We start from the raw sequence: 25,310 nt of genomic DNA on the forward strand, positions 1-25,310 counted from the left end.
GCGCAAGATGGACACGCTCGCCAACAACTTCCCTGCCCTCGTCGCATTCGCGCGGATCGTCTCGGCCGGCAGCCTGTCCGCCGCCGCGCGCGAGCTGGACGTGCCAGTGTCCGTCGTCAGCAAGCGCTTGTCCTTGCTGGAAGCGAGCCTGGGCACGCGCCTCCTGCAGCGCACGACGCGGCGCCAGACGCTGACGGACGAAGGCCGGCTGTTCCACGCGCGCGTGCTGCGCATCCTGGACGAGGTCGAGCAGGCCGAAGCCCTGCTCGCGCAGCGCCGCGACGGCGTGCACGGCCTGTTGCGCATCACGGCGCCGGGCGAATTCGGGCGGCGCTGGCTGGCGCCGATCGCGGCCGCGTTCCAGGAACTGCATCCGCAGGTGACGATCCAGCTGGAGCTCCTGGATGCCGTCGTCGACCTGCTGGACAGCGGCCATGACCTCGGCGTGCGCTACGGCGCGCTGGAAGCATCCTCGCTCGTCGCGCGCGCGCTGGCGCCGAACTACCGCGTGCTGTGCGCGTCGCCGGCGTACCTGCAGCGCCACGGCGAACCGCGCACGCCGGCCGAATTGGCGGGCCACCGCTGCATCGTGATCGGCGATCAACGCCGCACGGACTGGAAGTTCGACGGCGACGAGACCGCACCCGTGCGCGTGGACGCCGCCTTCCTCACCAACGACGGCGGCGCCGCGCAGCAGCTGGCGCTGGCCGGCAGCGGCATCGCGCTGAAATCGATCTGGGACGTGGGGGATGACCTGGCGGCCGGCCGGTTGCGGCGTGTGCTTCCGAACCACGCGATGGCGGCGGCGCCGCTGCATGCGGTGTATCCGCACCAGCGGAACCTGGCGCCGCGGGTGAGGGTGTTCGTGGGGTATTTAAAGGAAAGACTACAGGAAGCGTGGAGGTGGTAACAACCAACGTCATTCCCGCGCACGCGGGAATCCATACTGAGTACGCTACGGACGCTCAGCATGGGTTCCCGCTTCCGCGGGAACGACGGCGAATCAGCTGACGGCCGCCTCCAGCAACGTCACCGTCCGCGCCTCCGTATCCAGCCGGCCCCGGATCCCGACCGGCATCGTGAACTGGTTGCGGATATGCCCGAACGAATACCCCGTCACCGCCGGCACGCGCAGCGGCTGCAGGTGCACGTCGAGGGTCTCGTCCAGGGTCAGCGACGGCCCGTCGCCCTGCGGCCCGCAGTTCTCGCAGATGCCGATCATGACGCCGGCCGCCTTGTCGAAACCGGCGGCCAGGTCGAGCTGCGTCATCCAGCGGTCGATGCGGTACGGCTCCTCGTTCACCTCTTCGAGGAACAGCAGGCCGCCCGTGAAATCCGCCGCGTACGGCGTGCCCGCCAGTGCGCTCACGAGCGACAGGTTGCCCCCGATGAGCGGGCCCTCGGCGACGCCTCCGTGCACGGTGCGCGTCGCGTACCACGGCTCTTCCAGCGCGCGGCGGTCGTTCTCCGCCGACATCGGGATCGTGTAGGCGTCTCTCGGCTCCATCAGCACGGCTAGCAAGTGCTCCGTCGAATACCCGGACGGCGTGCTCGATGCGACCGGGCCGTGGAACGTCACGAGGCCCGCGTGGCGGTGGATGGCGAGGTGCAGCGCGGTGATGTCGGAGTAACCCAGCAAGACCTTCGGATGCGTGCGGATCAGGCGGTAGTCCAGGTGCCGCAGCAGCGAGATGCAGCCGGAGCCGCCGCGGATCGCCCAGATGGCTTTCACCTCGGGATCGCGGAACATCGCGTGCAGGTCGGCGATACGTGCCGCGACCGTGCCGCCGTAATTGCCCCACACGTCGCGCAGGTACGTGCCCGGCTTGACGCGGAAGCCCAGCGCCTCGATGTGCTGCACGGCCTTCTCGATCGAGGCGTCGCTCGTGTAGCCGCCCGGTGCGACGAGGCCGACGACGTCGCCGCGGCGCAGGCGCGGTGGTTTGATCAGTGGTGTCATTTTTCTCGATGCGGACCGTGCAGGCGCGAACGGAAGCAGCAGCGCCGCCGCCATCATCGCGTTGAATCGTCGCCTGCTGTTCATGGAATGAGGTTCAAGTAAAACGGCCCGCGCCGCGGAAGCTTGTGGCTTCCAGGGTCGCGGGCCGCAGGTCGTGCCAAGGATACTGGCGCTACCGATTAGAAGAAGCGGTATTTGACGTCGAAACTCAGCGAGCGGCCGCGCGGATCGGCCACGCGCGGATCCCAGCCGGCGCCCACGACTTCGTCCACGTTGTGCGCCGTGAACGGCGGGTCGCGGTCGAACAGGTTCTGGATGCCGACGGTGACCGTCGTGTTTTTCAAGCCCGTGTACGTCGTCGACAGGCCCCACGTCGTGTAGCTGGCGACGTGCGGATTGAAGCCGGCCGGCGGCGTGCCCTTGCCGCCGTTCGGCACCTGGTCCTTGTAGCCGTCGCGGTACAGGTTACTGAGCAGGAAGCTCCACGCGCCCTTGTTCACGCTGAACGTGGCGTTGTGCTTCCAGCGCAGGTAGATGTCGCGCGTGTAGAAGTTGCCGACGTATTCGACGTACGGCTGGCCTTCGAACTCGGCGAACTGGTAGCTCTGCGTCCAGGTGCCGTCGAGGGTCGCGTTCCAGCGCCAGCCGTCCGGCAGGTTGCCGCGGCCGCGCAGGCCCACGTCGGCGCCGCGCGTCTTGAGGCCGGCCGCGTTGATCCAGCCCGCGTCGACGTAATCGATGGTGCCGTCCGCATTGCGGTGGATGTACTCGCCCAGCGCAGCCGCATTGGCCAGCACGACTTGCGGCGTGCGGTTCAGGATGCGGTCCTTGACGTTGATCGCCCAGTAGTCGACCGACATCGAGAAGTTCGCGTTCGGCTCGACGATGAAGCCCAGGGTGCCCTGCTTGGAGGTCTCCGGACGCAGGTTCGGGTTGCCGCCGCTGAAGTAGTTCAGGCGCTCGATCGCGCAGTAGCGCGGGTCGCCCGGGTGGGACGCGCAGCCGACCGGGTCGGACACGCCGTTCGGCAGTTCCTGGTCCAGGCGGCCGGAATACAGCTGCGCGAAGCTCGGCGCCAGGAAGCCCTTGTTGGCCGAACCGCGCAGCATCAGCCAGCTCGTGGGACGATAGCTGAACGCGATCTTCGGATTCGTCGTCGCGCCGATCAGGCTGTAGTCGTCGCGGCGCAGCGCCAGCTGCAGTTCCAGGTTCTTCATGACCGGGACCACGAGCTCGGTGTAGATCGCCTTGACGTTGCGGTTGACCGTGTCCTGGTTCGCGTTACCCGGCGCCAGCAGGATCTTGGTCGCGTCGACGTCCTGCGCGAAGCCATAGCCTTCGCGGCGCAGGTCGGTGCCGATCGCACCCTGCAGCGGGCCGGCCGGCAGTTGCCAGATCTCGCCCGAGATCGAGGCATTGAACTGCGTGAGCGTCGTCTTGCCGTGCTGGAGGCGGCCGTAGAACTTGGTGCCTTCCAGCGCCTGCATCGCGGCGGCGCTCTGGCCCTGCGACGGCGCGGCGAACGGGTTCACGACGCCGCTGCCCAGCACCTGGTACAGCGCGCTCGTGTAGGCATAGCCGTCGACGAGGTCCGTCTTGGTGTGGCTCTCGCTGTGCGACAGGTCGATCTTGTAGTCCCACTTGCCGGCGAGGACGCCCTCGGCGCCCGTCATCAGGCGCACGGTGTCGGTCGTGTAGTTCTGCGTGCGGTTACCCAGCGGCCAGGCGCGCCATTTGTAGATGATCGGCTTGGTCTTGTCGAACGACGCGATGTACGGCGACAGGTCCTGGTAGTACGGGCCGCCCACCGGATACGCGTTGCCGTTCGCGAGCGACGTGGAAATCTGCGCCGGCGTCAGGATCGCCAGCGAATTCGTGTGCGCGGCGACGGCTTCGGCGAACACGCGGTGATCCGGGTTGACCTGGAACGTGGCGCGGGCGACGCCGTTCGTGCGCTCCGTCGGCAGCTGCATCACGTAGTCGCCGCCGTAGTCGTACGCGCAGGAATAGGTCGAGCGCAGCGGCGACGTCACGTCCTTCCACAGCGCCGTCGCGTACTGGTTCATGCCCTGCACGCTGTCGCACTTGCCCTGCAGGGAGAGGAGACCGGCCTGCAGGTATTTGTTCGGATCGCCCGGCATCTGGAAATTCGAGCCCAGCGCGGTGCCGGCGCCCGTCAGCTGGTTGGCGACCGGGGTGCCGGTGGTGTCCGGCGACAGGCCGCGCGCCGGCTGGTAGCCGTTGGCGAACGAGCGCTGGTGCGAATCGAGTTCGTTGTTCCGGTCGTAGCCGATGGCCACCATGACGTTGAAGCGGTCGGTGTCCAGGTTGCCGTGGCCGGCCACCACCTGCAGCCGGCGGGTGGCGCCGCCACCGTGCTCCGTCCAGTTGCCGGTGGCATTCGCCTGCACGCCTTCGTAATTTGTCTTGAGGATGAAGTTGATGACGCCGCCGACGGCGTCCGTGCCGTAGATCGCGGACGCGCCATCCTTCAGCACTTCGATGCGGGCGACGGCCGCCAGCGGGATCGTGTTCAGGTCGACCGCCTTGCCGGACAGGCCGTAGCCCGAAATGCGGCGGCCGTTGATCAGCACGAGGGTGCCGGTCGGGCCCAGGCCGCGCAGCGACGCGAACGAGCCGCCGCCGCTGACGCGGTCGGCATCGGCGCCGAACACGTTATTACCTGAAGTCATATTGTCGGCGCCCGTGCCGTTGGCCGAAATCAGGCGCATCAGCTGTTCCGCGTTCGTGACGCCCTGCTTGTCCAGCTGGTCCATCGTGATCGTCTGTACCGGCAGCGCGCCTTCGGTGGCGATGCGCTTGATGCTGGAACCCGTGATTTCGACGCGTTGGATCGGCTTGTCCGTTTGCGCTTGCTGCGCGACGGCCGGGGCTGCGGTACCGATCACGGCGATCATGGTCGCTAGCTTCTTTAACTTCACGTGGCTCTCCTTGGTGCACGATGACGTTGGCATGAATTCTTGATTCAAAGGTAAGCGCACTGGCGCGCGCCCAGCCAATGAAAATTCCGGCGCTGACTATAACTGCAGGGAATATTTCACGTAGTCAATCTAGCAAAAAGTATCACTTCCCTCGTGCAGCACGTGTCCTTTCCGCAACATCGACATCCAGATAACGCCATTGCGTGAATTCGACAGGGTGGCGTTTGTAGTTTTTCAGCCACGGTTGTCGGATATCTGCCGAGAGCACATGCGTCAGCGGCACCCACGGGTTATAGGCGTGGATCAGCTGGTTCATCTCGAAGTACAGCTTCTGGCGCTCGGGACCGTCCTTGAGCGCGTGCGCCTGCTCGTAGCGTTCGTTGTAGGCCGGCAGATTGAAACGGGCGTAGTTGGCGCGGCCCGCGTTGGGGCCGTACAGCAGCTGGTAAAAATTGTCGCCGTCGGGGAAATCGGCGATCCAGTTACTCTCGAACATTTGCACCTTGCCGAGGCGCGATGCCTTGATGATCTCGGTTTTCTTGTCCGACTTGAACACGACGCGCAGGCCGACGGCATTCAGGCATTTGCGCCACAGTTCGTCGCGCAGGCGGCCGCCGACCGTCGCTTCGCTGCTCATCTGCAGCGTGAGCGGTTCCGTGCCGCCACCCGCCTTCGGCTGTCGCCGAAACCCATCGGGGTCGCGCTTGTCGTAGCCGAAGCGGTCCAGCAGCGCGTTCGCCATCGCCGGATCGTACGGGACGGGGCTGCGGTAGTTCGGGTCATAGCCCAGCACGCCCGGCGGCAGCGGCGATTCGGCCTTGATCGCGAACCCTTGTTTCAGCAGCGCGATGTCCTCGGCGCTGTTGTAGCTGAGCGAGATCGCACGGCGCAGCGCCACCCTCTCCTTCGAATAACCGCCCAGCACCGGATCCTCCATGTTCATCCACATGTAGTAGGTCTGCAGCACGGGGAAGCGGTACAGCTGCATGCCGCGCGCGGTGAGCTCGGGTTTCAGCTTGCCGTTCCTGATGACCATGTCCGTCATCGATTCCGGCACCTGCTCCAGGTAGTCGTATTCGCCGTTCAGGAAGCCCAGCATGCGGCCCTGGAATTCTTCCGCGATCTTGATGTCGACCTTGTCCACGCGCGGCAGCTTCTGGCCTTCGAGCGCGCGGGCGATGGCGCGGTCGGCGGGATCGGCGGCCGGGTCCGTCGCCACGCCGGAGTGAAAGACGGACGTCGACGTGGGATTGGCGACGAGGACGATGCGGTCGCTGCGCTTCCAGTCCCCCAGCATGAACGGTCCCGTGCCGACGGGGTGATTGCCGGCCTGGCCCGGATACGCCTCGATCACTTCACGCGCGACGACGCCGGTCGCCGGCGTGGCCAGGTAAAACAGGAAATTGTTATCCGGCTCGGAAAGACGGATGCGCAGCGTGTACCGGTCGACGGCCTGCAGGCCCGGGATGCCCGTCGCGTAGCTGAAACGGTCCTTCCACGCCGCATCGCCCAGCAGTTTTCCCTCGAACATGAACGACCACGGCGATTTCAGCGTCGGGTCATACAGGCGCTGGATGCTGTAGACATAGTCGGCCGCCGTCACCTCGCGCGGCGGACCTTTAAAGGCCGGGTCGGGCGTAAAACGCATGCCGGGGCGGATGTGGAACGTGTACGTCAGGCCGTCGGCGGAGATCTCGGGCAGGTCCTTCGCGCCATTGCCCTGCAGTTTGACGGGGCGCGCGAGGTAGTCGTAGCGCAGCAGCGGATCGAACAGGTTTTCCAGCAGGGACAACGTGGCGATGTCGGACGCGACGGCCGGGTCCATGCCTGTCTCGCTCGTCGACAGGAACATGTGCAGGACCTTGGGTTGCGGGCCTTGCGCGGCGGCGAATGGGGCGAGAGCGGTGAACAGCAGGGAAGCGAGGAAGGAGCGGCGAGTCGGCATGGCGAGGTCCTGGAAGCGTTGCGTATCATAGGCTCAGGCTTTGGACCCAGGCAATACGGCAGCGCGATAACAGAACGCCAAGCTTTCCAGAGGCGCATAACTTTTTTACATATCCCTAGCCCATACTTTCATCAGTGCAGCTTGCTCAGCGCCTATACTCTCCGCTGCACAATCGAGCCCAGGCGGCATGAGCCGCCGAAACTACGACACCCATGGCTTTAAATTACATCTGGATCGGCTTCTTCCTCGTCGGCTTCGTTGCGGCACTGGCCCAATGGATCTTCCTCGGAGACACCGAGATCTTCAAGCGCATCATCGACGGCACCTTCGACGCGGCCAAGATGGGCGTGATGGACATCGCCCTGCCGCTGGCCGGCGTGATGACCCTGTGGCTGGGCATCATGAACATCGGCGAAAAGGCCGGCGCCGTCGGCTGGCTGGCGAAAGTGATTTCTCCCTTCTTTTCGCGCATCTTCCCGGAAGTGCCGAAGGACCACCCGGCCACGGGCCACATGGTGATGAATTTTTCCGCCAACCTGCTGGGCCTGGACAATGCCGCGACGCCGTTCGGCCTGAAGGCGATGGAAAGCCTGCAGACGCTGAATCCGAACAAGGACACCGCCAGCAACGCACAGATCATGTTCCTCGTGCTGCACACGTCGGGCCTTACCCTGATTCCGCTCGCGATCATGGCGCAGCGCGCGATCCTCGGCGCGAAAGACCCGTCCGACATCTTTATCCCGTGCATGATCGCGACCTATGTCGCCACGGTCGCCGGCATCATCGCCGTGTCGATCCGCCAGCGCATCAACCTGCTGAACGGCGTCGTGCTGGGCTGGCTGGGCGGCATGACGGCCGCGATCGCCACGCTGATCTGGTACTTCACGCAATACCTCACCAAGCCGGAAATCGAGACCGTCTCCAAGGTCGCGAGCAATTTGATCCTGTTCACTATCATCGTCGTGTTCATCGTCGGCGCGATGATTCGGCGCGTCAATGTGTACGAGGCGTTCATCGAAGGCGCCAAGGGCGGCATCCAGACGTCCCTCACGATCATCCCCTATCTCGTCGGCATGCTCGTCGCCATCTCCGTGATCCGCAATGCCGGCGTGCTCGGCTTCGTCGTGCAAGGCCTGGAATGGCTCATCCGCATGGCCGGCCTCGACACCGCGTTCACGCCCGCCCTGCCCACCGCGCTCATGAAGCCGCTGTCCGGCAGCGGGTCGCGCGCGCTGATGATCGACGCCATGAAGACGTATGGCGTCGATTCCTTCGTCGGCCGCCTGGCCTGCATCTTCCAGGGCTCGGCGGACACCACGTTCTACATCGTCGCGCTGTACTTCGGCTCGGTCGGCGTGCGCAAGACGCGCTATGCGATTTCCTGCGGGCTGATCGCCGACTTTGCCGGCATCATCGCGGCCATCTCGGTGGCCTACGTGTTCTTCGGATAATGGCTATAGCAAGAACAAAAAGGACAGGCATGCTTCGTCGTCACGCACTGACTCTTCTCTCCGCCGCGCTGCTGGGCATCGGCATGCCGGCCGCGGCCCAACTGCAACCGTCACCGCCGGCGTCGATGACGACGCCGCTGCCGATCCCCGTCACGGACGCCCTGCGCGCGGCGGCGATTCCCGAGGATGCCGTGAGCGCGCTCGTCCTGCGCGGCGACAGGACGGTGTTGTCGCACCTGGCCGACCATCCGCTGCATCCCGCGTCGACGATGAAACTCGTCACGACCCTGGTCGCCCTCGAGCAGCTGGGCCCCGTGTTCCGCGGCCGCACCGAAATGCGCACGACCGGCCAGGTCAAGGGCGACGTGCTGCACGGCGACCTCGTGCTGCGCGGCGGCGCCGACGTCGACCTGTCCACCGAGACGTTGACGACCATGCTGCGCGCCCTGCGCTACCAGGGCATCCGCCGGATCGACGGCAACCTGGTCATCGACCGCACGCTGTTCAATCCGGCGCGCGCGGATGTCGGCGTGCCGCCGTTCGACGAGTCGCCGGAGGCCTACTACAACGCCATCCCGGACGCGCTGTTCGTCAACCGCAACATGCTGCAACTGGACATCCGCTCGACGCCGCGCCCGGACGGCAAGCCGGCCACGCGCGTGCGCGTCGCGATGCAGCCCGAGCTCGACGGCGTCACCGTCGACACGGACATGAAGCTCATCGATGCCGACTGCGCCACCTGGGAAAACGGGTGGAAGCTGCCGGAAGCCGTGCCGCGTCCGGGCGGCGGCATCAAGGTCGTGCTGCACGGCACCTTCCCGAAAAACTGCGTGGCCAGCGAGTCGATCAACGTGATCGACCGCCAGGAATACGTCGCCCGCCTCGTGCGCCGCCAGTGGAAGACGCTGGGCGGCACCATCACAGGCACGGCCGTCGAAGGCGCCACGCCGCCGGGTGCGCGCCTGCTGGCCGAGCACGTGTCGCGCCCGCTGCCGGAAGTCATCCGCGACATCAACAAGCCCTCCGACAACACCCTCGCCCGCCTGCTCTTCCTGAGCCTGGGCGCACTCGAGCCCGACCCCGTGCTGGGCAGCCATCCGCAGCCCAACACATCCGGCACGACCCTTACGACGCTTGCCCGCAGCGAGGCGGTCGTGCGCGCCTGGATGCGCACGCGCGGCATCGACGACACCGGCTTCGTCGTGGAAAACGGCTCCGGCCTGTCGCGCATCGAAAGCATCACGCCTGTCCAGATGGCGGGCCTGCTGCAGGCTGGCCTGCGCAGCAACTGGGCGCCGGAACTCCAGGCCAGCATGCCGATCGCGGCCGTGGACGGCACGATGCGCCGCCGCCTGCACGACAGCCCCGCCGCCAGCCGCGCGCGCCTGAAGACGGGCACGCTGTCCAACGTCGTCGCGCTGGCCGGTTACGTGCCGGATGCGGACGGCAGGCAGTGCGTGCTCGTCGCCTTCGTCAACAGCGACCGGGTCGGCAATGGGCGCGGCCGGGCCGTGCTCGATGCGCTCGTCGACTGGGTTGCGCGGCTGGATGGGACGCCGTCGGCCGTGCCTGCAGTTACGAACTCGGCGAACGGCGCTGCGACGCCGTAACGGTGCCGATGGCGGTCTCGACGGTGCCGCCGTCGCGTATCGCCGCCCACCCTACGGCTTGCTGACCTGTCCGGCTGCGGCGAGCGGCGCATCGCCACCGTCCAGCCACGGCGTTCCCGGCAGATTGGGCTTCGCTTCCACGAGCGACACCTGCGCCTTCGTGTTCGCGCGGATCGTGCGCACGATGTCCAGCATCGTGGTCTCGGTGAATTTTTCCGGTGTGCCGAGCATCATGCCTCCAACCCGGCGCGGCCAGGACAGCCAGCCGCCTTCGGACTTCGTGAAGACGGCGTACATGTCGAGGTGGTAGCCGTTCTTGTACGGGAACAGGCAGGCGACCATGTTCATGTTGTCGCCGCCGCGTACTTGCGGGGCAGCCTTGGCGGTCCAGGCGGCGCCTTCGCAGCTCGGGCTCTTGTCGACGGCGGTGCCGGGCGCGGCGCTCGTCGGGTCGGCCATCTTGAAGTGGCCCGGTAGATCGGTGGCCTCGGCGGCCGGCGTCGCGATGGAGGCTTCCTTCACGTTGCGGTTGAGGCCTTCGGTGGCGGCACTGGCCACGGCCTCGCGCGCGGCGTCGGTTTTGATGTCGAATACGCGGTAGTACTCGACCGTCGTGTCGCGCGCGGCGAACCGGCTGCCGGCGTCGGTGCCGCAACCGGCCAGCGCGGCCATGATCAGCAGGATAAAACCGGACAACAACGAACTCTTCATCTCTTTCTCCTTCGCGTGGGCGTGGGTCAGTGGACCGATTGTCCCGGCTGAGAAATGCAGGAGAATGAGCTTGCTCAAGCGTGCACGGGTGCCGTCAGCGTGGCGCGACAGCACCGTGCGACGGGGTCAGAGCACGCGGCGGAAAGTCTGGCGCACGAGGTTGCGGTCGCCGCAATCGAAATGCCACCACTCCGTGTTGATGCCGACGAAACCGGCCTGGAACATGGCGTCGCGCAGCAATTGCCGGTTGGCCACCTGCTCCGCCGACAATTCACCGCTGGCCAGGAAGCGGGCTTCCAGCGCGGGATGCGACAGTTCCGTCATGTCGTCGAAGCCCGTGCCCATGTCGAGTTCGCGGCCGTCCTCGTCGAGGATGGTGATGTCCAGCGCCATCCCGAACGAGTGGATCGAGCCGCGCTGCGGATGCGCGAGATACATCTGCAAATCGGTACCGGCCAGCGCATCCCACAGTTGCTGCTGGACGCGCTGCGGACGCAGGGCGTCCAGCACGAGCGGCGTGCAACCGGGGCGGCGCGCCTTCAACCACGCGACGACGCGCTCCAGCGCACACGCCGCGTCGCGGTGCAGCCAGGCGCAATCGTAGGGAGAGTACAAATCGCGGCCCACGAAATTGTTCGGGGTCGCGTAGCGCAGGTCGACGGCGATGCCGGCGATGGTCGACAGGTGGCGGAACCCCGGGTGGCCGGCGATGTCCTCGCTGGCGATGGTATTCATGAACATCCCTTATCCAACAGATTGCGCGCCGTGGCGCCGATGCACATGGCCAGTTCGCGCGCGCCGTGCGACAGCGGTGCGTGGCTGGCCGTCAGCAGGTACAGCTGGACGGGGATCGTCGGCGCCCACGGGCGGCACTGCACCTTGCCCGGCGCGGCGGACGCGGCCGTGAACGGATCGAGCACCGCCGTGCCCGCACCCGCCTCGACGAGAGATCTCGCGATCTGGTACGTCTGCACGACGGTGCGAAAGACCGGGTGCACGTCCTGCGCCTCGCATGCGGCCACGACCATTTCGCCGAGCGGGTCACGGTCGGCCAGGCCGATCAACTCGCCGCTGAGACCGGACGGCGTGATCGCTTGCGCGCACTCCGCGTCGGTCCACGTGCCGGCCGGCGCCATCACCATCAGCGCGCCCTGCGCGATCGGCTCCGCTTCGATGCCGGGGTGGCGCGGATCCTGCAGCGACAGCGCCAGGTCGGCCTCGCCGAGGCGCAACGCGTTCACGATCTCGCTCGTGTGGAACGTGGCGAGCTCGCAGCGGGTCTGCGCGAAATCGCGGCGCCACACGGTCAGCGCGGCGGGCAGCACGGAGACGGCGATCGTCGGCGTGGAGACGAGCCGCACGGTTTCCTCGGCGCGGTTTTTCAGGCTCGCGGCCAGGCGGCGGATGCCCTGTAGGTCGCGGTTCAGCTTTTCCGTCTCGGCGAACAGGCGGTGCGCTTCCGGCTTCGGGATCAGCTTGCCGCGCACGCGCTCGAACAGCGGCATGCCCAGCTGCAGCTCGGCGTGCTGCAGGACTTTCGTCACGGCCGGCTGCGAAATGTGCAGGACCTGCGCGGCGCCGCTGATGGTGCCGACCTGCATGATGGCGTGGAAGACTTCGATATGGCGCAGGCGCATCGTCAATACCTGGTCACTGCTGCACAGGCGCAGGCGGCACCGCCGGCTGCGGCGGCACCGCCGGCTGCGGCGGCACCGGTGGTTGCGGCGGTTGCGGCGGTTCCGGAGGTGCAGGCGGCGCGGGCGGTATCGGCGTCACATCCGGAGTGATGACGGGCGCCGTGATGACCGGCGCCGGCAACGGCTGCGGCAGCGGACCGGTCGGGTTCGTCAGCGCTTCCAGCAGCGCGGCCGTCTCGACGTCCGGATTGCCGTCGATGTTGGCCGGACGGTATTTCATCTGAAACGCCGACAGCACGGTACGCGTCTGCTCGTCGAGCACGCCCGACTGCACGAGGCCGTAGCCCCACGTCGCCAGCTTCTTCTGGTACCACGCGATGTCCGGCAATTGCACCTGGAAGATCGGCACGAGCATGGCGACGCGGTCGGCATTTGGCCACGCGACGAGGCCGGCGGCCGCGAGCTGCCGCCACGGGAACATCGGGCCCGGGTCCTGCTTGCGCAGTGGGGCGATGTCGGAATGGCCCAGCACGTTTTCCGGCGCGATGTGGTGGCGCGTGACGATGTCGCGCACGAGCGGGATCAGCGCGTCGATCTGCGCTTGCGGGAACGGTGCGTAGACGCGGCCGGTCGGCGTGTCCTTCCAGCCCAGGTTGACGATCTCGATGCCGATCGAGCTGTTGTTCAGCTGCGTGAAATTCTTCCAGCTCGAGTTGCCCGCATGCCAGGCCGCGTTCTTTTCATCGACGAGGTTGTAGATGACGGGGACTGGGTCGGCGGTCACGAGGTAATGGGCACTGACTTCCTGCTGGGTCAGGATCCTGAGCGATTCCGGGAAGTTCTGGGCGGTGTAGTGCAGCACGAGGAAACGTACGCGGCTGGCCTGGCCCTTGGCCGTGTACGTGTGGTCGTATTGCGGTCCGGATGGAGGCGTGGCGCAGCCGGCCAGCAGGGCGAGAAGCAGGGTCGCGACGAGTGTCTTCATGTCGATGTCATGGGGTTGAGTGGATCGGCAGCGAGCGCCATGCGCGCCGCCGCGTGATGGGCCTGGCCCGGGGTCTGTGTCAAGGCGATGCCGGGCAGCGTCGCGCGCATGGTGTCGACGATCAGCGGATGCAGCTCCGCCGCCCGCCCGGACACGGCGACGGGACGCGGTCCGAAGCGCCCCGTCAGCGCCAGCGCGAGGCGCGCGAGTTCGCGGCCGGCCGCGCGCAGGATGTCGGCTGCGACGGGATCCTTATCGGCCGTCGCCGCCACCGCGAGCGCCAGCTTGCCGACGGCGCCCCGTTCCTGGCCATAGATGAACTGGCGCGAATATGCCCAATCGGCGCCGCCGACGTAGTCGAACACGGCCTGCGCCAGCGGCGACGATTCCCAGCTGCCGGGCCGCTCGTCTTCGAGGCGCCAGATGTGGCGCAGCGCTTCCTTCGCGATCCAGAAGCCGCCGCCGCCATCGTCCAGCACGACGCCGCGGCCGCCCGCACGGTGGAACTGGCCGTGTACGTCGACGAAGGCGCCGATGGAGCCCGTGCCCGCGTACACGAGATAGCCTGCGCCCGGCGCGAAGCTGGCGCGGTAGGCGATCTCCATGTCGCTGCAGAAGTGGATGCGGGCCGGATCGAGGTGCAGCTCTTCCGCCAGCCAGCGCTGCAGCAGTTCGCTGTCGCCACCGAAGCCCGTCAGGCCCGCTTCGACCCGGCCCGGCACGCCGTGCACGAGGGCTTGCGTCGCCAGTTCGGCGAAGGTGGCGCGGACCGTGTCGCGGCCGTGCGGCGTACCCATCTGCAGCGCGGACAGGCCGGCGACGCGGCCCTCGGCCACGATGGCGCCGCCGGGCGCGGCAAGGGCCCAGCGCGTCTCGGTGCCGCCGGCGTCGATGCCGAGTCCCAGGCTGCCAGCCGGACTCGGCGGTATAGGTTCGGGTTGCGAATCGATCATGATCACCCGCCAGTGTACGCCGTCAGGCGCTCATCGGGCGAATGAATGGTGGCGGGCGATGCATGACCCAAGGTTATGCCTTGCGCCAGGCTTCGATCCTGGGACTCTCGTTGCCCAGGCGGTCGACGGCGCTGACGACGACGGCATCCGCCGCGCCCAGCTTCGCATCGTCCGGCACGGCCCAGTCCACGCGTGACGCGGGCGCCACGGCGAAGCGCCACTGGTTGCCGAAGCGCGACCAGATCGCGTACATCGCATTGGCCTTGCCGGCCGCGAGTTTCAGGTACACGGACGGGCCCTTGCGCACGGCCGCGACGGACGGCGCGCACGGCCCTTCGTTGCCGAGCCATGGTGTGGCGGGCACGAGCGCGGGTCCCGGATAGGACACGGCGCGCAGCTGGTCGCTGATCCCTTTGCGGTTTTCCATCAGCGGCGCCATGCTGAAGTGCACGTGGCCATTCGCGCTCGGACGAGATCGCGTGTGGTCGATCTGGTCGAGGATTTCCTGCGGCGGATACTCCTTCGTCGGCGCGCCGATGCGGCTCGTGAACAGGCCCGGCCACACGTGGCGGCCTTTTGGATTCTGCGTCAGCCAGTAGTCCAGCAGCACGTCGTACGCCTGGCCCGGCTGGCGGATGCCCCAGTACAACTGCGGCGAGAAATAATCGAGCCAGCCATTTTGCAGCCACGTCTCGGCGTCCGCATACAGCTTGTCGTACTGCGAAAAGCCGACGATGCCGCGCGGGCGGCGGTCCGGCCGGCCCAGGCCGAACGGGCTGATGCCGAAGCGCACCCAGCTCTTCTCGCGGTGGATGCCCTCGTACATGGCCTCGATCAGGCGGTTGACGTTCTGGCGCCGCCACGACGCGCGATCGAGCCGCCCGCCGCCGGCCAGGTAGCGCTGCCACGCCGGTTCGTCCGGAAAATCCAGCTCGGCCTTCGCGGTGCGGCCTTCCAGCGCGGCGCCTTCCGCGCCGGTCGCCGTCGGGGCCTCGATCGGGTACGGATAAAAATAATCGTCGATGTGGACGCCGTCGATGTCGTAGCGGCGCACGACGTCGAGCACGACGTCCAGCGTCTGCTTGACGGCGGCTTCCTCGCCCGGGTCCATCCACTGGTATTTACCGTAGGTCTTGACGGCGGCAGGATTCGTGCGCGTGATGTGGTTCGGCGCGGCCGGCGAGCGGGCGCCGTTGTGGCGGGCGCGATACGGGTTGAACCACGCGTGCAGCTCGAGCCCGCGCGCGTGCGCCTGCGTGACCCAGAATTTCAGCGGGTCGTACCACGGCTGCGGCGCCTGGCCCTGCAGGCCCGTCAGGTATTCCGACCACGGTTCCAGCTTGGACGGATAGATGGCGTCCGCGGACGGGCGCACCTGCAGCACGATGGCATTCAGGTTCAGCGCCTTGGCGCGGTCGAGGATGGCGATGGCTTCGGCCTGCTGCTTGTCGGCGGAGAGGTTCGGCTTGCTGGGCCAGTCGATGTTGGCGACGGTCGACACCCACGCGGCCCGGAATTCACGCGGGGCGGGCGGCGGCTCATCGCCGGCGGGGACGTTGCTCACCAGCGGAGGCGTCGAACTGCAGCCCGACATGAGGCCTCCCATCGCCAGCGCACCGGCGACTCCCGCGAACGCGAATGCGCGTCGTTTTTGATCAGGTTGCAACACCAACTCCTAGACTTTGACGAACCACCGTTTGCGCCACATGCCCCACGCGACGAGGAACATGCACGCATCGAACAACACGGCATGCAGCAGCGACGTATTGACGGCGCCGATCGTCAACGCGGCGATCGGCGCATACAACACCTGCCCCAGCGTGTGCTGGCTGCCGTCCGGCTGCGCGAATTTTACATAGCCCAGCATTTTCGCGACAAATCCGGAAAATGCAAAGATGAACAGCGCGTTCATGCCGTAGATGACGAACGGAAGAGTCCAGCGCGCCGCCAGCGTACGTACACGGGACGACGGACTCACGTCCAGCGGCCAATAGAATGCGGAAAATGCCAGGCAGGCCAGGCCGGTCATCAGGAAGCAGTACGACGGTGTCCACAGGCTCTTGTTGATCGGCATGAGAATGATATCGAGAAACATCCCAATCGCGACGCACGCGATGCCGGCGACCACCAGGCCGGCCACCTGCCGCGTGCGGTCCACGTTCGACGCGAGCCAGCGCCCGGCCAGCACGCCGAACAGCTGGCTGCACAGCGCGGGCAAGGTCGACACGATGCCTTCCGGATCCCACGTCTTCGACTGCACCCACAAGTGCTTGCCCAGCAGCGTGCGGTCGACCCACGCGCCGAAGTCCTGTCCCGGCTCCAGCACGCCGGCGCCGATGCCCGGCACGGGAACGTAGAGCATCAGCACGCTGTACAGCGCCAGCACGCCCGCGATGATGGCCAGTTGCGCGCGCCAGCCGCAGTACACGACGATGGGTGCGGCCAGCAAGGTGCACAGCGCGATCCGCTGCAGCACGCCGGGGATGCGCACTTTGTCGATATTGAAGTAGGGCATGAAGTTCAGCAGGAAGCCGATCAGGAAGATCAGCAGCGCGCGCCTGGCCAGCTTGGCGAGCAGGCGCGGACGGTCGGCACCGGCTGCTGCCAGGCGGCCCAGCGACAGGGCCATCGCCACGCCGCCGATGAACAGGAAGAACGGGAAGATGCAGTCCGTAAAAGTCCAGCCGTTCCACCTGGCGTGTTCCAGCGGTCCGTACAGATGGCCCCAGTCGCCCGGATTATTGACCAGCACCATCGCGGCAATGGTAAAACCGCGGAAGGCGTCGAGCGACACGAGGCGTTGATGGTTCACTTCTTGCCGAACTCCGGATCGATCTTGACCAGTGCCGCCATCGCGAAGGCGGGGATCGTCGCGAGGCAGGTCCAGACGAAGAAATGCTGGTAGCCGATCATCTCCTGCAGCTTGCCGCTCCACATGCCCGGCACCATCATGCCGAGCGCCATCAGGCCCGTGCAGATCGCGTAATGGGCCGTCTTGTACGGGCCTTCCGACACCATGATCATGTACATCAGCATGGCGGTGAAACCAAAGCCGTAGCCGAACTGCTCGATCGCGAGGAAGCCGCAGATGACGCCGAAATTCTGCGGCTGCGCGGACGACAGGTACACGAACACGAGGTCCGGCAAGTGCACGGCCAGGACCATCAGCCACAGGCAGCGTTTCAGGCCGAGGCGCGAGATCAGATAACCGCCGAACAGGCCGCCGATGGTCAGCGCGATGATGCCGATGGTGCCGTACGCGGTGCCGTACTGCTCGGTCGTGAGGCCCAGGCCGCCCGCGCTCACCGGGTCCTTGAGGAACGGCGCGACGAGCTTCAGCAGCTGCGATTCGCCCAGGCGGAACGTCAGAATGAAACCGAGGATCAGCCAGATGTCGCGCTTGCGGAAAAAGCTGGCGAAGGTGGCGAAGAAGCTGGCGACGGGATTGGTGCCTTCTGCCGCCCGGTGATCCGTATCAGGCCGCGGCAGCACGGCCTGGTGCCATGCGCAGAGCGCGAAGAACAGCCCGCACAGCACGAAGAACACGATGCTCCACGCCTGGTGCACGTCGCCCAGCGATGTCGAGAGATGGCCGGCCAGGATCACGAGCGGTCCCTGCGCGGCCAGGGTGGCAAGCCGGTAAAACGTCGAGCGCACGCCGACATAAGCGGCCTGCTGTTGCTGGCGCAGGCCCAGCATGTAGAAGCCGTCGGCGGAAATGTCGTGCGTGGCGGATGCGAATGCCATCACCCACATGACGGCCAGGCTGATCATGAAGAACGACGGTAGGTGGAGTGTCCCGCCGACGGCCCCCAACGCGGCGGCCAGCACCAGTTGCAGAGACACCGTCCAGCCGCGCTTGGTGCCGAACAGGTCGACCACCGGCGACCACAGCGGCTTGATCACCCAGGGCAGGTACAGCAGGCTCGTATAAAAGGCGATGTCGGTGTTGGACAGCCCCATGTCCTTGTACATGATGACGGACAGGCTGTTGGCGACGATGTAGGGGATGGCCTGGCCGAAATACAACGAGGGCACCCACAGCCACGGGTTCTTGGATTGCGTAGTCTGCATGTTCTTTCGTCGTCGGCCGGCGGGCATTGCTGGGGCCCGCGCCGCGTCAGCCGGCCAGGGCGGCGCGCACGCTGCCGCGCGCGCTCTCCAGCAGGACACGCGCCTGCTCGACAGGGATGTTCTTGGACAAGGCCACGATCGCGACCTTGACATGGAAGTCGCACTGCGCCAGCACCGCGCGGGCCGCCTCCTCGTCGGCCCCGGTCGCGAACGACGTCAGGCGGATGGCTCGGCGGACCAGCTTGGCATTGGTCGCCTTCAAGTCTACCATCAGGTTGCCATAAACCTTGTTCAAACGCACCATCAAAGCGCTGGAGAAGGTGTTCAGCGCGATCTTCTGCGACGTGCCCGCTTTTAAACGCGTGCTGCCCGAGATGGCTTCCGGGCCCGTGTCCAGGGTGACCCCGATCTCGGCCTCGCCGGCGACGGGCGCCTCCGGATTGTTGGCGAAGCCGATCGTCAGCGCCCCGGCCGCGCGCGCGGCGCGCAGGGCGCCCAGCACATACGGCGTCGCGCCCGATGCGGCGAGGGCCAGCACGACATCGTCCGGCCCCACGTTCGCGTTGCGGATATCGGCCGCGCCCTGGTCGACGTCGTCCTCGGCACCTTCGACGGCGACGAACATCGCATCCGTCCCGCCGGCCAGCAGCGCGACGGCCCGGTCGTGCGGCCAGGAGAAGGTCGGGTACAGCTCGACACTGTCCAGCACGCCCAGCCGGCCGGACGTTCCGGCGCCCACATACACGAGGCGCCCGCCCCGCTCCATCCGGGGCAGCGCAGCGGTGACGGCCGCGGCGATGCGCGGCGCGGCGGCACGCACGGCATCGACGGCCCTGTACTGGTCGTCGACGAGCACGTTGACCAGCTCGGCGGTGGGATATTGATCGAGGGACGCGTGTTGCGGGGCGGGGGTTTCGGTGTTCAGCATCGCGTTGTTGTTCGACCTGGATGTGCGGACATGACCAGTGTAATACCGATGCCGCCGGGGCTGTCATGAAAGGATCGGCCGTTGTCATTCCGAAAAGTTATGCGGGATTGACATCGCAGTATTTGCCCGGCGCGGGATCAGTCCGTATTCTCGCCTGCATATCGGTGAAATGGGGATGACGATGAACAGAGCGCGGCGTTTGTTGCTTGGCATGGGCTTGCTCGGTGCCACCGGACCGTTGCTGGCGGCGCCGCCGCGCCGGCTGGACAGGGAACTCGCCGCCATCGCCGCGGATCCGGCCTGCGAGCTGGCGAGCCTGTCCGTGCTGGCGATCCGCGCCGGACAGGTCAGTTACGCTTATCAGTGCGGCCGGCGCTTCATCGGGCACGACGGCCTGCCGGACAAGAACGTTGGCCCTGATACATTGTTCCGTATCGCGTCGATCTCGAAGATGATGACGACGCTCGGGCTGATGCGCCTGCTCGAAGACGGCAAGGTCAGCCTGGACGCGGACGTCTCCGGCTACCTCGGCTTTACCTTGCGCAATCCGCATTTCCCCGGCCAGTCAATCACCCTGCGCCACCTGCTCACGCACACGTCCTCGCTGCGCGACGATGCCGGCTATTCGTGGGGCGCGGACGTCGCGCTGAAGGATGTGATCGACGCCCGGATGTTTGCGGCCAACGCGGGCCCGGGCGCCTACTTCACGTACTGCAACCTCGGCTGGGGCGTCATCGGCACCGTGATGGAACGTGTGACGGGCGAACGCTTCGACCGCCTGATGCGGCGCCTGCTGATCGAGCCGTTGGGTCTGCAGGCAGGCTATCTCCCTTCTGAACTGCCGCCCAAGGCGCTGGCCAATCTGGCCACGCTGTACCGCAAGCGCACGGTCGACACGGAAGTGTGGGATGCGACCGGTCCGTGGATCGCCCAGGTCGATGACTATAGTGTGAAGCCGCCGGCTGTGCTTGATCGCTATGTCATCGGTACGAATGCCACGCCGTTCAGTCCGACCGGCGGGCTGCGCATCAGCGCGCGCGACATGGGAATCGTGATGCGCATGTTGATGGGGCAAGGCATGCAGCTGTTGAAGCCGGCGACGCTATCGCTGATGTTCAGTCGGCAATGGACGTATGACGGGCGCAACGGCGACACATCGGATGGCCTGTTCCACTGCTGGGGGCTCGGCAATGAACAGTTCCCGGACGAAACGGGGACGAGGCTCGTCGAAAGTGGCGGCTTTCCGGCCGTCGGGCACCTGGGCGATGCGTACGGGCTGATGTCCGTGTTCGCGTTCGATCCGAAGCGCCGGAACGGGATGATCGTGCTGGTGGGCGGCACGTCGACGGATCCGTTCGCGCCCGTCAACAAGGGCAAGTATTCGTCGCTGGCGCGGTTCCAGGAGCGCATCCTGACCGCACTGTATCGGGGCGCGATTGTGCCCAAACTCGTGCCCAACAACAGTGCATAACATGAACACCGGTTATGCCCGGCCGCTCTACATTCATTAGCCGAGCAGAGGGCCGCCCCTTAAGCTTCCCAGCATGTCCATGATCAAGAGCGTGCACGGATGCAACAAGTAATCGTCATCGGCGGCGGCGTCGTCGGCCTGACCTCGGCGTGGTGGCTTCTCGAAGCCGGCTACCGGGTCACGCTGCTGGAACGCGCACCGGGCGTGGGCACCGGCACGAGCTACAGCAACGGCGGGCAACTGAGCTACCGCTACGTGTCGCCGCTGGCGGATGCCGGCGTGCCGCTGAAGGCCTTGAAATGGCTGTTCCAGGAACACGGCCCGTTACGCTTCCGCCCGCAATTCGACGCGCACCAGTGGCGCTGGCTGGCCGCCTTCCTCGCCAACTGCCGCGCCGACCTGAATCGCAAGACGACCCATAAACTGCTGCAACTGGGCGAGCTGTCGCGCCGCGCGATGGCGTCGCTGGAACCGGTCGTGCCGCTGGATGCGTTCGAGTGGCGTGACGCGGGCAAGCTCGTCGTCTACCGCACGCGCGCCGCCTTCGACGCGGCCGCCGCGAAGCCGAATGCCGGCGCCGTGTGGGATGCTTCCGAATGTGTCGCGCACGAACCCGCGCTGGCCGCGATGGAAAACAAGCTCGCGGGCGGGATCTACAACGGCGGCGAAGCGGTGGCGGATTGCTACGCGTTCTGCGTTGCGCTGGCCGAACGTATCGCGGCGCATCCGCGCTTCTCGGGGTTCGTGCATGGCGAGGCTTTGCGCTTCGTCACTGGCGGCGGCAGGATCGCCGGCGTGCAGACGTCGTCCGGGCTGCTGGCTGCCGATTCGTACGTGCTGGCGGCCGGCATGCAAAGCCGCATGCTTGGGGAGTCGGCGGGTCTGTCGTTGCCGATCTACCCGCTGAAGGGCTACAGCCTGACGGCACCCATCCGCCTGGACGATGTCGCGCCCGAGATCAGTGTCACCGACTTCGAACGCAAGGTCCTGTATGCGCGCATCGGCGACAAGCTGCGCGTGGCGGCCATGGTCGACATGGTGGGCGAAGACCTGAGCCTGAACGCTCATCGGCTGGACAGCCTCACGCGTCAGGTGAAAGAGACGATGCCGCGTGCGGCCGACTACACCCAGATCACGCCGTGGGCCGGGCTGCGGCCGGCGACGCCGAACAGTGCGCCGATCATTGGCGCCACGCCGTACTCCAATCTATGGCTGAACGTGGGGCATGGGCCGCTTGGATTCACGTTTGCTTGCGGCACCGCGAGTTTGCTGGCGGACCTCATGCGGGGGAAGGCGCCACCGTTTGGGTTGGACGGGTTGATGCTGGGCTGAGATTTAGGGTCGGAGCACGTTTCTGACTACGGTTTATCTATCCATCGTCAAGTTCAAGCGGATCCGGCAATGATGGTCCGTCCTCGAACGACCCGAGTTCTTTTCTTGCCATTAGCACTAATTTTTCGATTTCCGTAAATGGTAGTTCCTCGGCAAACACTGAGACAGTGAATGTGTTGCTTGCATCGCATCTGAACACTTTCGCGAGCGATTCCACCTCTCGTCGGTAAGCTCAAGGCTTAAGCCGTCGCGGACGACATCGGCTGCAAACTGATATCGGAATTTCATCATGATCCCCACATTTAATGTCCGCTTCTGGTAACTACGTTGAGGGGAACTGGTCCTTGTCAGTAAGTGTGACACCGTAGCAAGTTGCGCCAGCGTACGAAACCTCGACCAGTACTGTCCCGGCACAGGTAACTGCTTCTATTGCGGAGAGATCAGATTCACTCAGCTCAGTGTTCGGGAACGTTCATTCACCGGCCGCATATCGTTCAGACAGTTCTGCAACGCTAGCGGGGGGAATATAGCTGTTGAGATTATTTTTTGTCATAAGGTGCTTTTCGTACTCATCCATCCTCCAGATCCGCGTTGGGCCCGTAACGTTCCTCTCAGCGACTGTCGACCTGCACCCCACATTCCTGCAACCGCAACCGCGTCCTGCTGTTATCGTCGATAGTGACGGTAATGTCGGCAAAGCTTCCCAGCTTCATACTGTCGCAAGGCACCCGCAAGCGATACTTGCCCGACTTGACGTCCACCGGCTGCCCGCGATGCGCAACGGCATCCGCCAGTCCCCCGGCCTGCACACGCTCGAAAAACCGCGCCTTCGCACGCTTCGGCACATCCTTCTCGACCATGACTTCCGCCGCCACGGCCGTGGCCAACACGTTCAATAGGGCAGCGGTGAGGACAAGACTACGGATTGCGGACATGACGGTCTCCCAAGAGGTATCAAATCGTTGTCAATATACAATCGTCCAGACGATTTGTGCCATTCTTACATCACTTTCCGGCGCAATCTCAGGTAAAAGATAGAGAACAGTCACCACAGGCACCTAGAAACAAAAAATTTCTCCGCCCATTTAATGAGCAGTTCATTTATTTTCAGCAAAAGATCTGCACAGATGCATTAACGCCCACGCATCTGCTGTTATCCCGCATAAAAGCGTAGCTCACCCAGCCCCCGGAAATGGCGGATAATTGCCGCCATGCCTACTCCTGCGAAGCCTCTCCCCTGTCCTTGCGGCGGCCCGTCGATCATGCGCTGCTGCGGCCCCTTCATCGCCGGCGCGGAACTGCCGCCGACGGCCGAGGCGTTGATGCGTTCCCGCTACACGGCCTTCGTCATGCGGGACGAGGCCTACCTGCGCGCGACCTGGCACCCCAGCACGTTGCCGGCGGAACCCATCATCGACCAACACCAAAAGGTGCAGTGGCTCGGACTTGAGATAAAATCTGCTTTACGTTTACGTCAACGTAAAGCAGACCTGCCGGAACAACCCAACGAAGACACCGTCGAATTCGTCGCCCGCTTCAAGGTCCACGGCCGCGCCCACCGGTTGCATGAAGTCAGCCGGTTCGTGCGCGAGCCGGACCCTGCCGTGGGTGGCAAGATGCGGTGGTTCTATGTGGACGGCAGTTTCCCTGAATAAAACCGCGCCACAAGCCGCGAACAGCAGGAGACAGGATCCGATGCCCCAGATCGACACGAAACTCAACCCGCGCAGCGAAGATTTCAAAGCCAACGCCGCCGCCATGCAAACCCTCGTCGACGACTTGCGCGCCAAGGTGGCGCAGGTCGCCAAGGGCGGCGGCGAGGCCGCGTGCGCCAAGCATGTCGCGCGCGGCAAGCTGCTGCCGCGCGAGCGCGTGCAGATGCTGCTCGATCCGGGCACCCCGTTCCTCGAATTCTCCCAGATGGCCGCGTACGCCATGTATGACGATGCGGCGCCCGCCGCCGGCATCATCACGGGCATCGGCCGCGTCGCGGGCCAGGAATGCGTGATCGTCTGTAACGACGCCACCGTCAAGGGCGGCACGTACTACCCGATGACGGTCAAAAAACACCTGCGCGCGCAGGAGATCGCCGAGCAGAACAACCTGCCCTGCATCTACCTCGTCGACTCGGGCGGCGCCAACCTGCCGAACCAGGACGACGTGTTCCCCGACCGCGACCACTTCGGCCGCATTTTTTATAACCAGGCGACCCTGTCGAGCAAGGGCATCCCGCAGATCGCCGTCGTGATGGGTTCGTGCACGGCGGGCGGCGCGTACGTGCCGGCGATGAGCGACGAATCCATCATCGTCAAGGAGCAAGGCACGATCTTCCTGGGCGGCCCGCCGCTAGTGAAGGCAGCGACGGGCGAAGTCGTCACCGCCGAGGACCTGGGCGGCGGCGACGTGCACACGCGCCTGTCCGGCGTCGCCGACCACCTGGCGCAGAACGACACGCACGCACTGGCGCTGGCGAGAACCATCGTCTCGAACCTGAACCGCACGAAGCCGCAACAGGGCGCGCTGCGTGACAGCATCGAGCCGAAATACGCGCCCGAAGAACTGTACGGCATCATCCCGGTCGACACGAGAAAACCGTTCGACGTGCGCGAAGTCATTGCGCGCATCGTGGACTCTAGCTGCTTCGACGAATTCAAGGCCCGCTACGGCACGACGCTCGTCTGCGGCTTTGCCCACATCTTCGGCATGAAGGTCGGGATCATCGCCAACAACGGCATCCTGTTCTCGGAGTCCGCGCTGAAAGGCACGCACTTCATCGAGCTGTGCTGCCAGCGCAAGATTCCGCTCGTCTTCCTGCAGAACATCACCGGCTTCATGGTCGGCCGCAAGTACGAGAACGAAGGCATCGCCCGCAACGGTGCCAAGATGGTCACCGCTGTCGCGACGGCGGCCGTACCGAAGTTCACCGTGATCATCGGCGGCTCGTTCGGCGCCGGTAACTACGGCATGTGCGGCCGCGCCTTCTCGCCGCGCTTCCTGTGGATGTGGCCCAATGCGCGCATCTCCGTCATGGGCGGCGACCAGGCCGCGTCGGTGCTGGCGACCGTCAAGCGCGACGGCATCGAGGCGCGCGGCGGCCAGTGGAGTGCGGACGAGGAAGCCGCGTTCAAGCAGCCGATCAAGGAACAGTACGAACACCAGGGCCACCCGTATTACGCCACCGCACGCCTGTGGGACGACGGCGTGATCGACCCGGCCGATACGCGCATGGTGCTGGGCCTGGGCCTCTCGGCCGCGCTGAACGCGCCGATCGAGGACACGAAGTTCGGCGTGTTCCGCATGTGAGGAGACGG

General features: G+C 65.8%; 19 protein-coding genes and 1 pseudogene. 7 read left to right on the forward strand and 13 right to left on the reverse strand.

Annotated features, from left to right (window positions below; translation table 11 throughout):
* The first annotated feature begins 7 nt into the window (after positions 1–7).
* Positions 8–910 carry a LysR family transcriptional regulator gene (locus QPK29_RS19025; protein WP_371770736.1) on the forward strand — a complete coding sequence of 301 codons (903 nt, stop codon included), beginning with the start codon at positions 8–10 and terminating at the stop codon, positions 908–910.
* Positions 911–1,003: 93 nt separating this feature from the next.
* Here the strand turns inward: QPK29_RS19025 and QPK29_RS19030 are convergent, their stop codons facing one another.
* The 3 genes from QPK29_RS19030 to QPK29_RS19040 all read right to left on the reverse strand — a co-directional run bounded on the left by QPK29_RS19030 (position 1,004) and on the right by QPK29_RS19040 (position 6,847).
* Positions 1,004–1,960 carry a S66 peptidase family protein gene (locus tag QPK29_RS19030; RefSeq protein WP_371770737.1) on the reverse strand — a complete coding sequence of 319 codons (957 nt, stop codon included), beginning with the start codon at positions 1,958–1,960 and terminating at the stop codon, positions 1,004–1,006.
* Between the two features lie 179 nt (positions 1,961–2,139).
* On the reverse strand, positions 2,140–4,902 hold the full coding sequence (locus tag QPK29_RS19035) for a TonB-dependent receptor (protein ID WP_371770738.1): 2,763 nt from the start codon (positions 4,900–4,902) through the stop codon (positions 2,140–2,142).
* Positions 4,903–5,044: 142 nt separating this feature from the next.
* Positions 5,045–6,847 (reverse strand): ABC transporter substrate-binding protein, encoded by a 1,803-nt coding sequence (locus QPK29_RS19040; protein WP_371770739.1) that lies wholly within the window; start codon positions 6,845–6,847, stop codon positions 5,045–5,047.
* A gap of 212 nt (positions 6,848–7,059) precedes the next feature.
* Between QPK29_RS19040 and QPK29_RS19045 the strand changes: the two genes are divergently transcribed.
* The gene (locus tag QPK29_RS19045) at positions 7,060–8,298 is read left to right on the forward strand and encodes a nucleoside recognition domain-containing protein (protein ID WP_371770740.1); all 1,239 of its coding nucleotides are present in this window, start codon (positions 7,060–7,062) and stop codon (positions 8,296–8,298) included.
* A 29-nt stretch (positions 8,299–8,327) separates the two neighbouring features.
* Positions 8,328–9,908 carry a D-alanyl-D-alanine carboxypeptidase/D-alanyl-D-alanine endopeptidase gene (gene dacB, locus QPK29_RS19050; RefSeq protein WP_371770741.1) on the forward strand — a complete coding sequence of 527 codons (1,581 nt, stop codon included), beginning with the start codon at positions 8,328–8,330 and terminating at the stop codon, positions 9,906–9,908.
* Positions 9,909–9,959: 51 nt separating this feature from the next.
* Here the strand turns inward: dacB and QPK29_RS19055 are convergent, their stop codons facing one another.
* The 9 genes and pseudogenes from QPK29_RS19055 to murQ all read right to left on the reverse strand — a co-directional run bounded on the left by QPK29_RS19055 (position 9,960) and on the right by murQ (position 19,196).
* Entirely contained in the window at positions 9,960–10,619 is a 660-nt protein-coding gene (locus QPK29_RS19055; RefSeq protein WP_371770742.1) for a hypothetical protein, read from the reverse strand.
* 126 nt (positions 10,620–10,745) lie between these two features.
* Positions 10,746–11,354 (reverse strand): M15 family metallopeptidase, encoded by a 609-nt coding sequence (locus QPK29_RS19060; RefSeq protein WP_400189803.1) that lies wholly within the window; start codon positions 11,352–11,354, stop codon positions 10,746–10,748.
* A complete protein-coding gene (locus QPK29_RS19065; RefSeq protein WP_371770744.1) occupies positions 11,351–12,256 on the reverse strand; it encodes a LysR family transcriptional regulator in 906 nt (301 codons plus the stop codon). Before QPK29_RS19065 ends, QPK29_RS19060 begins: the two co-directional genes overlap by 4 nt.
* A gap of 208 nt (positions 12,257–12,464) precedes the next feature.
* Positions 12,465–13,241 (reverse strand): annotated as a pseudogene (locus QPK29_RS19070) (N-acetylmuramoyl-L-alanine amidase); the annotation flags it as partial.
* Complete coding sequence (locus QPK29_RS19075; protein ID WP_371770745.1) at positions 13,238–14,194, reverse strand: N-acetylglucosamine kinase; 957 nt, start codon at positions 14,192–14,194, stop codon at positions 13,238–13,240. The gene QPK29_RS19075 and the pseudogene QPK29_RS19070, both read right to left, overlap by 4 nt.
* A gap of 73 nt (positions 14,195–14,267) precedes the next feature.
* Positions 14,268–15,800, reverse strand: coding sequence for a glycoside hydrolase family 10 protein (locus QPK29_RS19080; protein WP_371770773.1), 1,533 nt, complete (start codon positions 15,798–15,800; stop codon positions 14,268–14,270).
* 69 nt (positions 15,801–15,869) lie between these two features.
* Entirely contained in the window at positions 15,870–17,006 is a 1,137-nt protein-coding gene (locus QPK29_RS19085) for an acyltransferase family protein (RefSeq protein WP_371770746.1), read from the reverse strand.
* Positions 17,003–18,268, reverse strand: a complete 1,266-nt coding sequence (locus tag QPK29_RS19090) for an MFS transporter (RefSeq protein ID WP_056126031.1) — start codon at positions 18,266–18,268, stop codon at positions 17,003–17,005. The genes QPK29_RS19085 and QPK29_RS19090 overlap by 4 nt, the downstream gene beginning before the upstream one ends.
* Positions 18,269–18,314: 46 nt before the next feature.
* On the reverse strand, positions 18,315–19,196 hold the full coding sequence (gene murQ / locus QPK29_RS19095; RefSeq protein WP_371770747.1) for an N-acetylmuramic acid 6-phosphate etherase: 882 nt from the start codon (positions 19,194–19,196) through the stop codon (positions 18,315–18,317).
* 211 nt (positions 19,197–19,407) lie between these two features.
* Between murQ and QPK29_RS19100 the strand changes: the two genes are divergently transcribed.
* Entirely contained in the window at positions 19,408–20,667 is a 1,260-nt protein-coding gene (locus tag QPK29_RS19100) for a serine hydrolase domain-containing protein (protein ID WP_400189804.1), read from the forward strand.
* 99 nt (positions 20,668–20,766) lie between these two features.
* Complete coding sequence (locus tag QPK29_RS19105) at positions 20,767–21,999, forward strand: D-amino acid dehydrogenase (protein ID WP_371770749.1); 1,233 nt, start codon at positions 20,767–20,769, stop codon at positions 21,997–21,999.
* 611 nt (positions 22,000–22,610) lie between these two features.
* On the opposite strand, the gene QPK29_RS19110 is transcribed toward QPK29_RS19105, so the two are convergent.
* Positions 22,611–22,934: a hypothetical protein gene (locus QPK29_RS19110; RefSeq protein WP_371770750.1), complete on the reverse strand. Its 324-nt coding sequence runs from the start codon at positions 22,932–22,934 to the stop codon at positions 22,611–22,613.
* A gap of 276 nt (positions 22,935–23,210) precedes the next feature.
* Between QPK29_RS19110 and QPK29_RS19115 the strand changes: the two genes are divergently transcribed.
* Together QPK29_RS19115 and QPK29_RS19120 are read left to right on the forward strand one after the other, a co-directional pair.
* Entirely contained in the window at positions 23,211–23,654 is a 444-nt protein-coding gene (locus tag QPK29_RS19115) for a YchJ family protein (RefSeq protein ID WP_371770751.1), read from the forward strand.
* Between the two features lie 40 nt (positions 23,655–23,694).
* Positions 23,695–25,302 (forward strand): carboxyl transferase domain-containing protein, encoded by a 1,608-nt coding sequence (locus QPK29_RS19120; RefSeq protein WP_371770752.1) that lies wholly within the window; start codon positions 23,695–23,697, stop codon positions 25,300–25,302.
* Positions 25,303–25,310 lie beyond the last annotated feature (8 nt).

It is taken from the genome of Massilia orientalis, assembly GCF_030411975.2.
Taxonomy (GTDB): Bacteria; Pseudomonadota; Gammaproteobacteria; order Burkholderiales; family Burkholderiaceae_D; genus Telluria; species Telluria orientalis.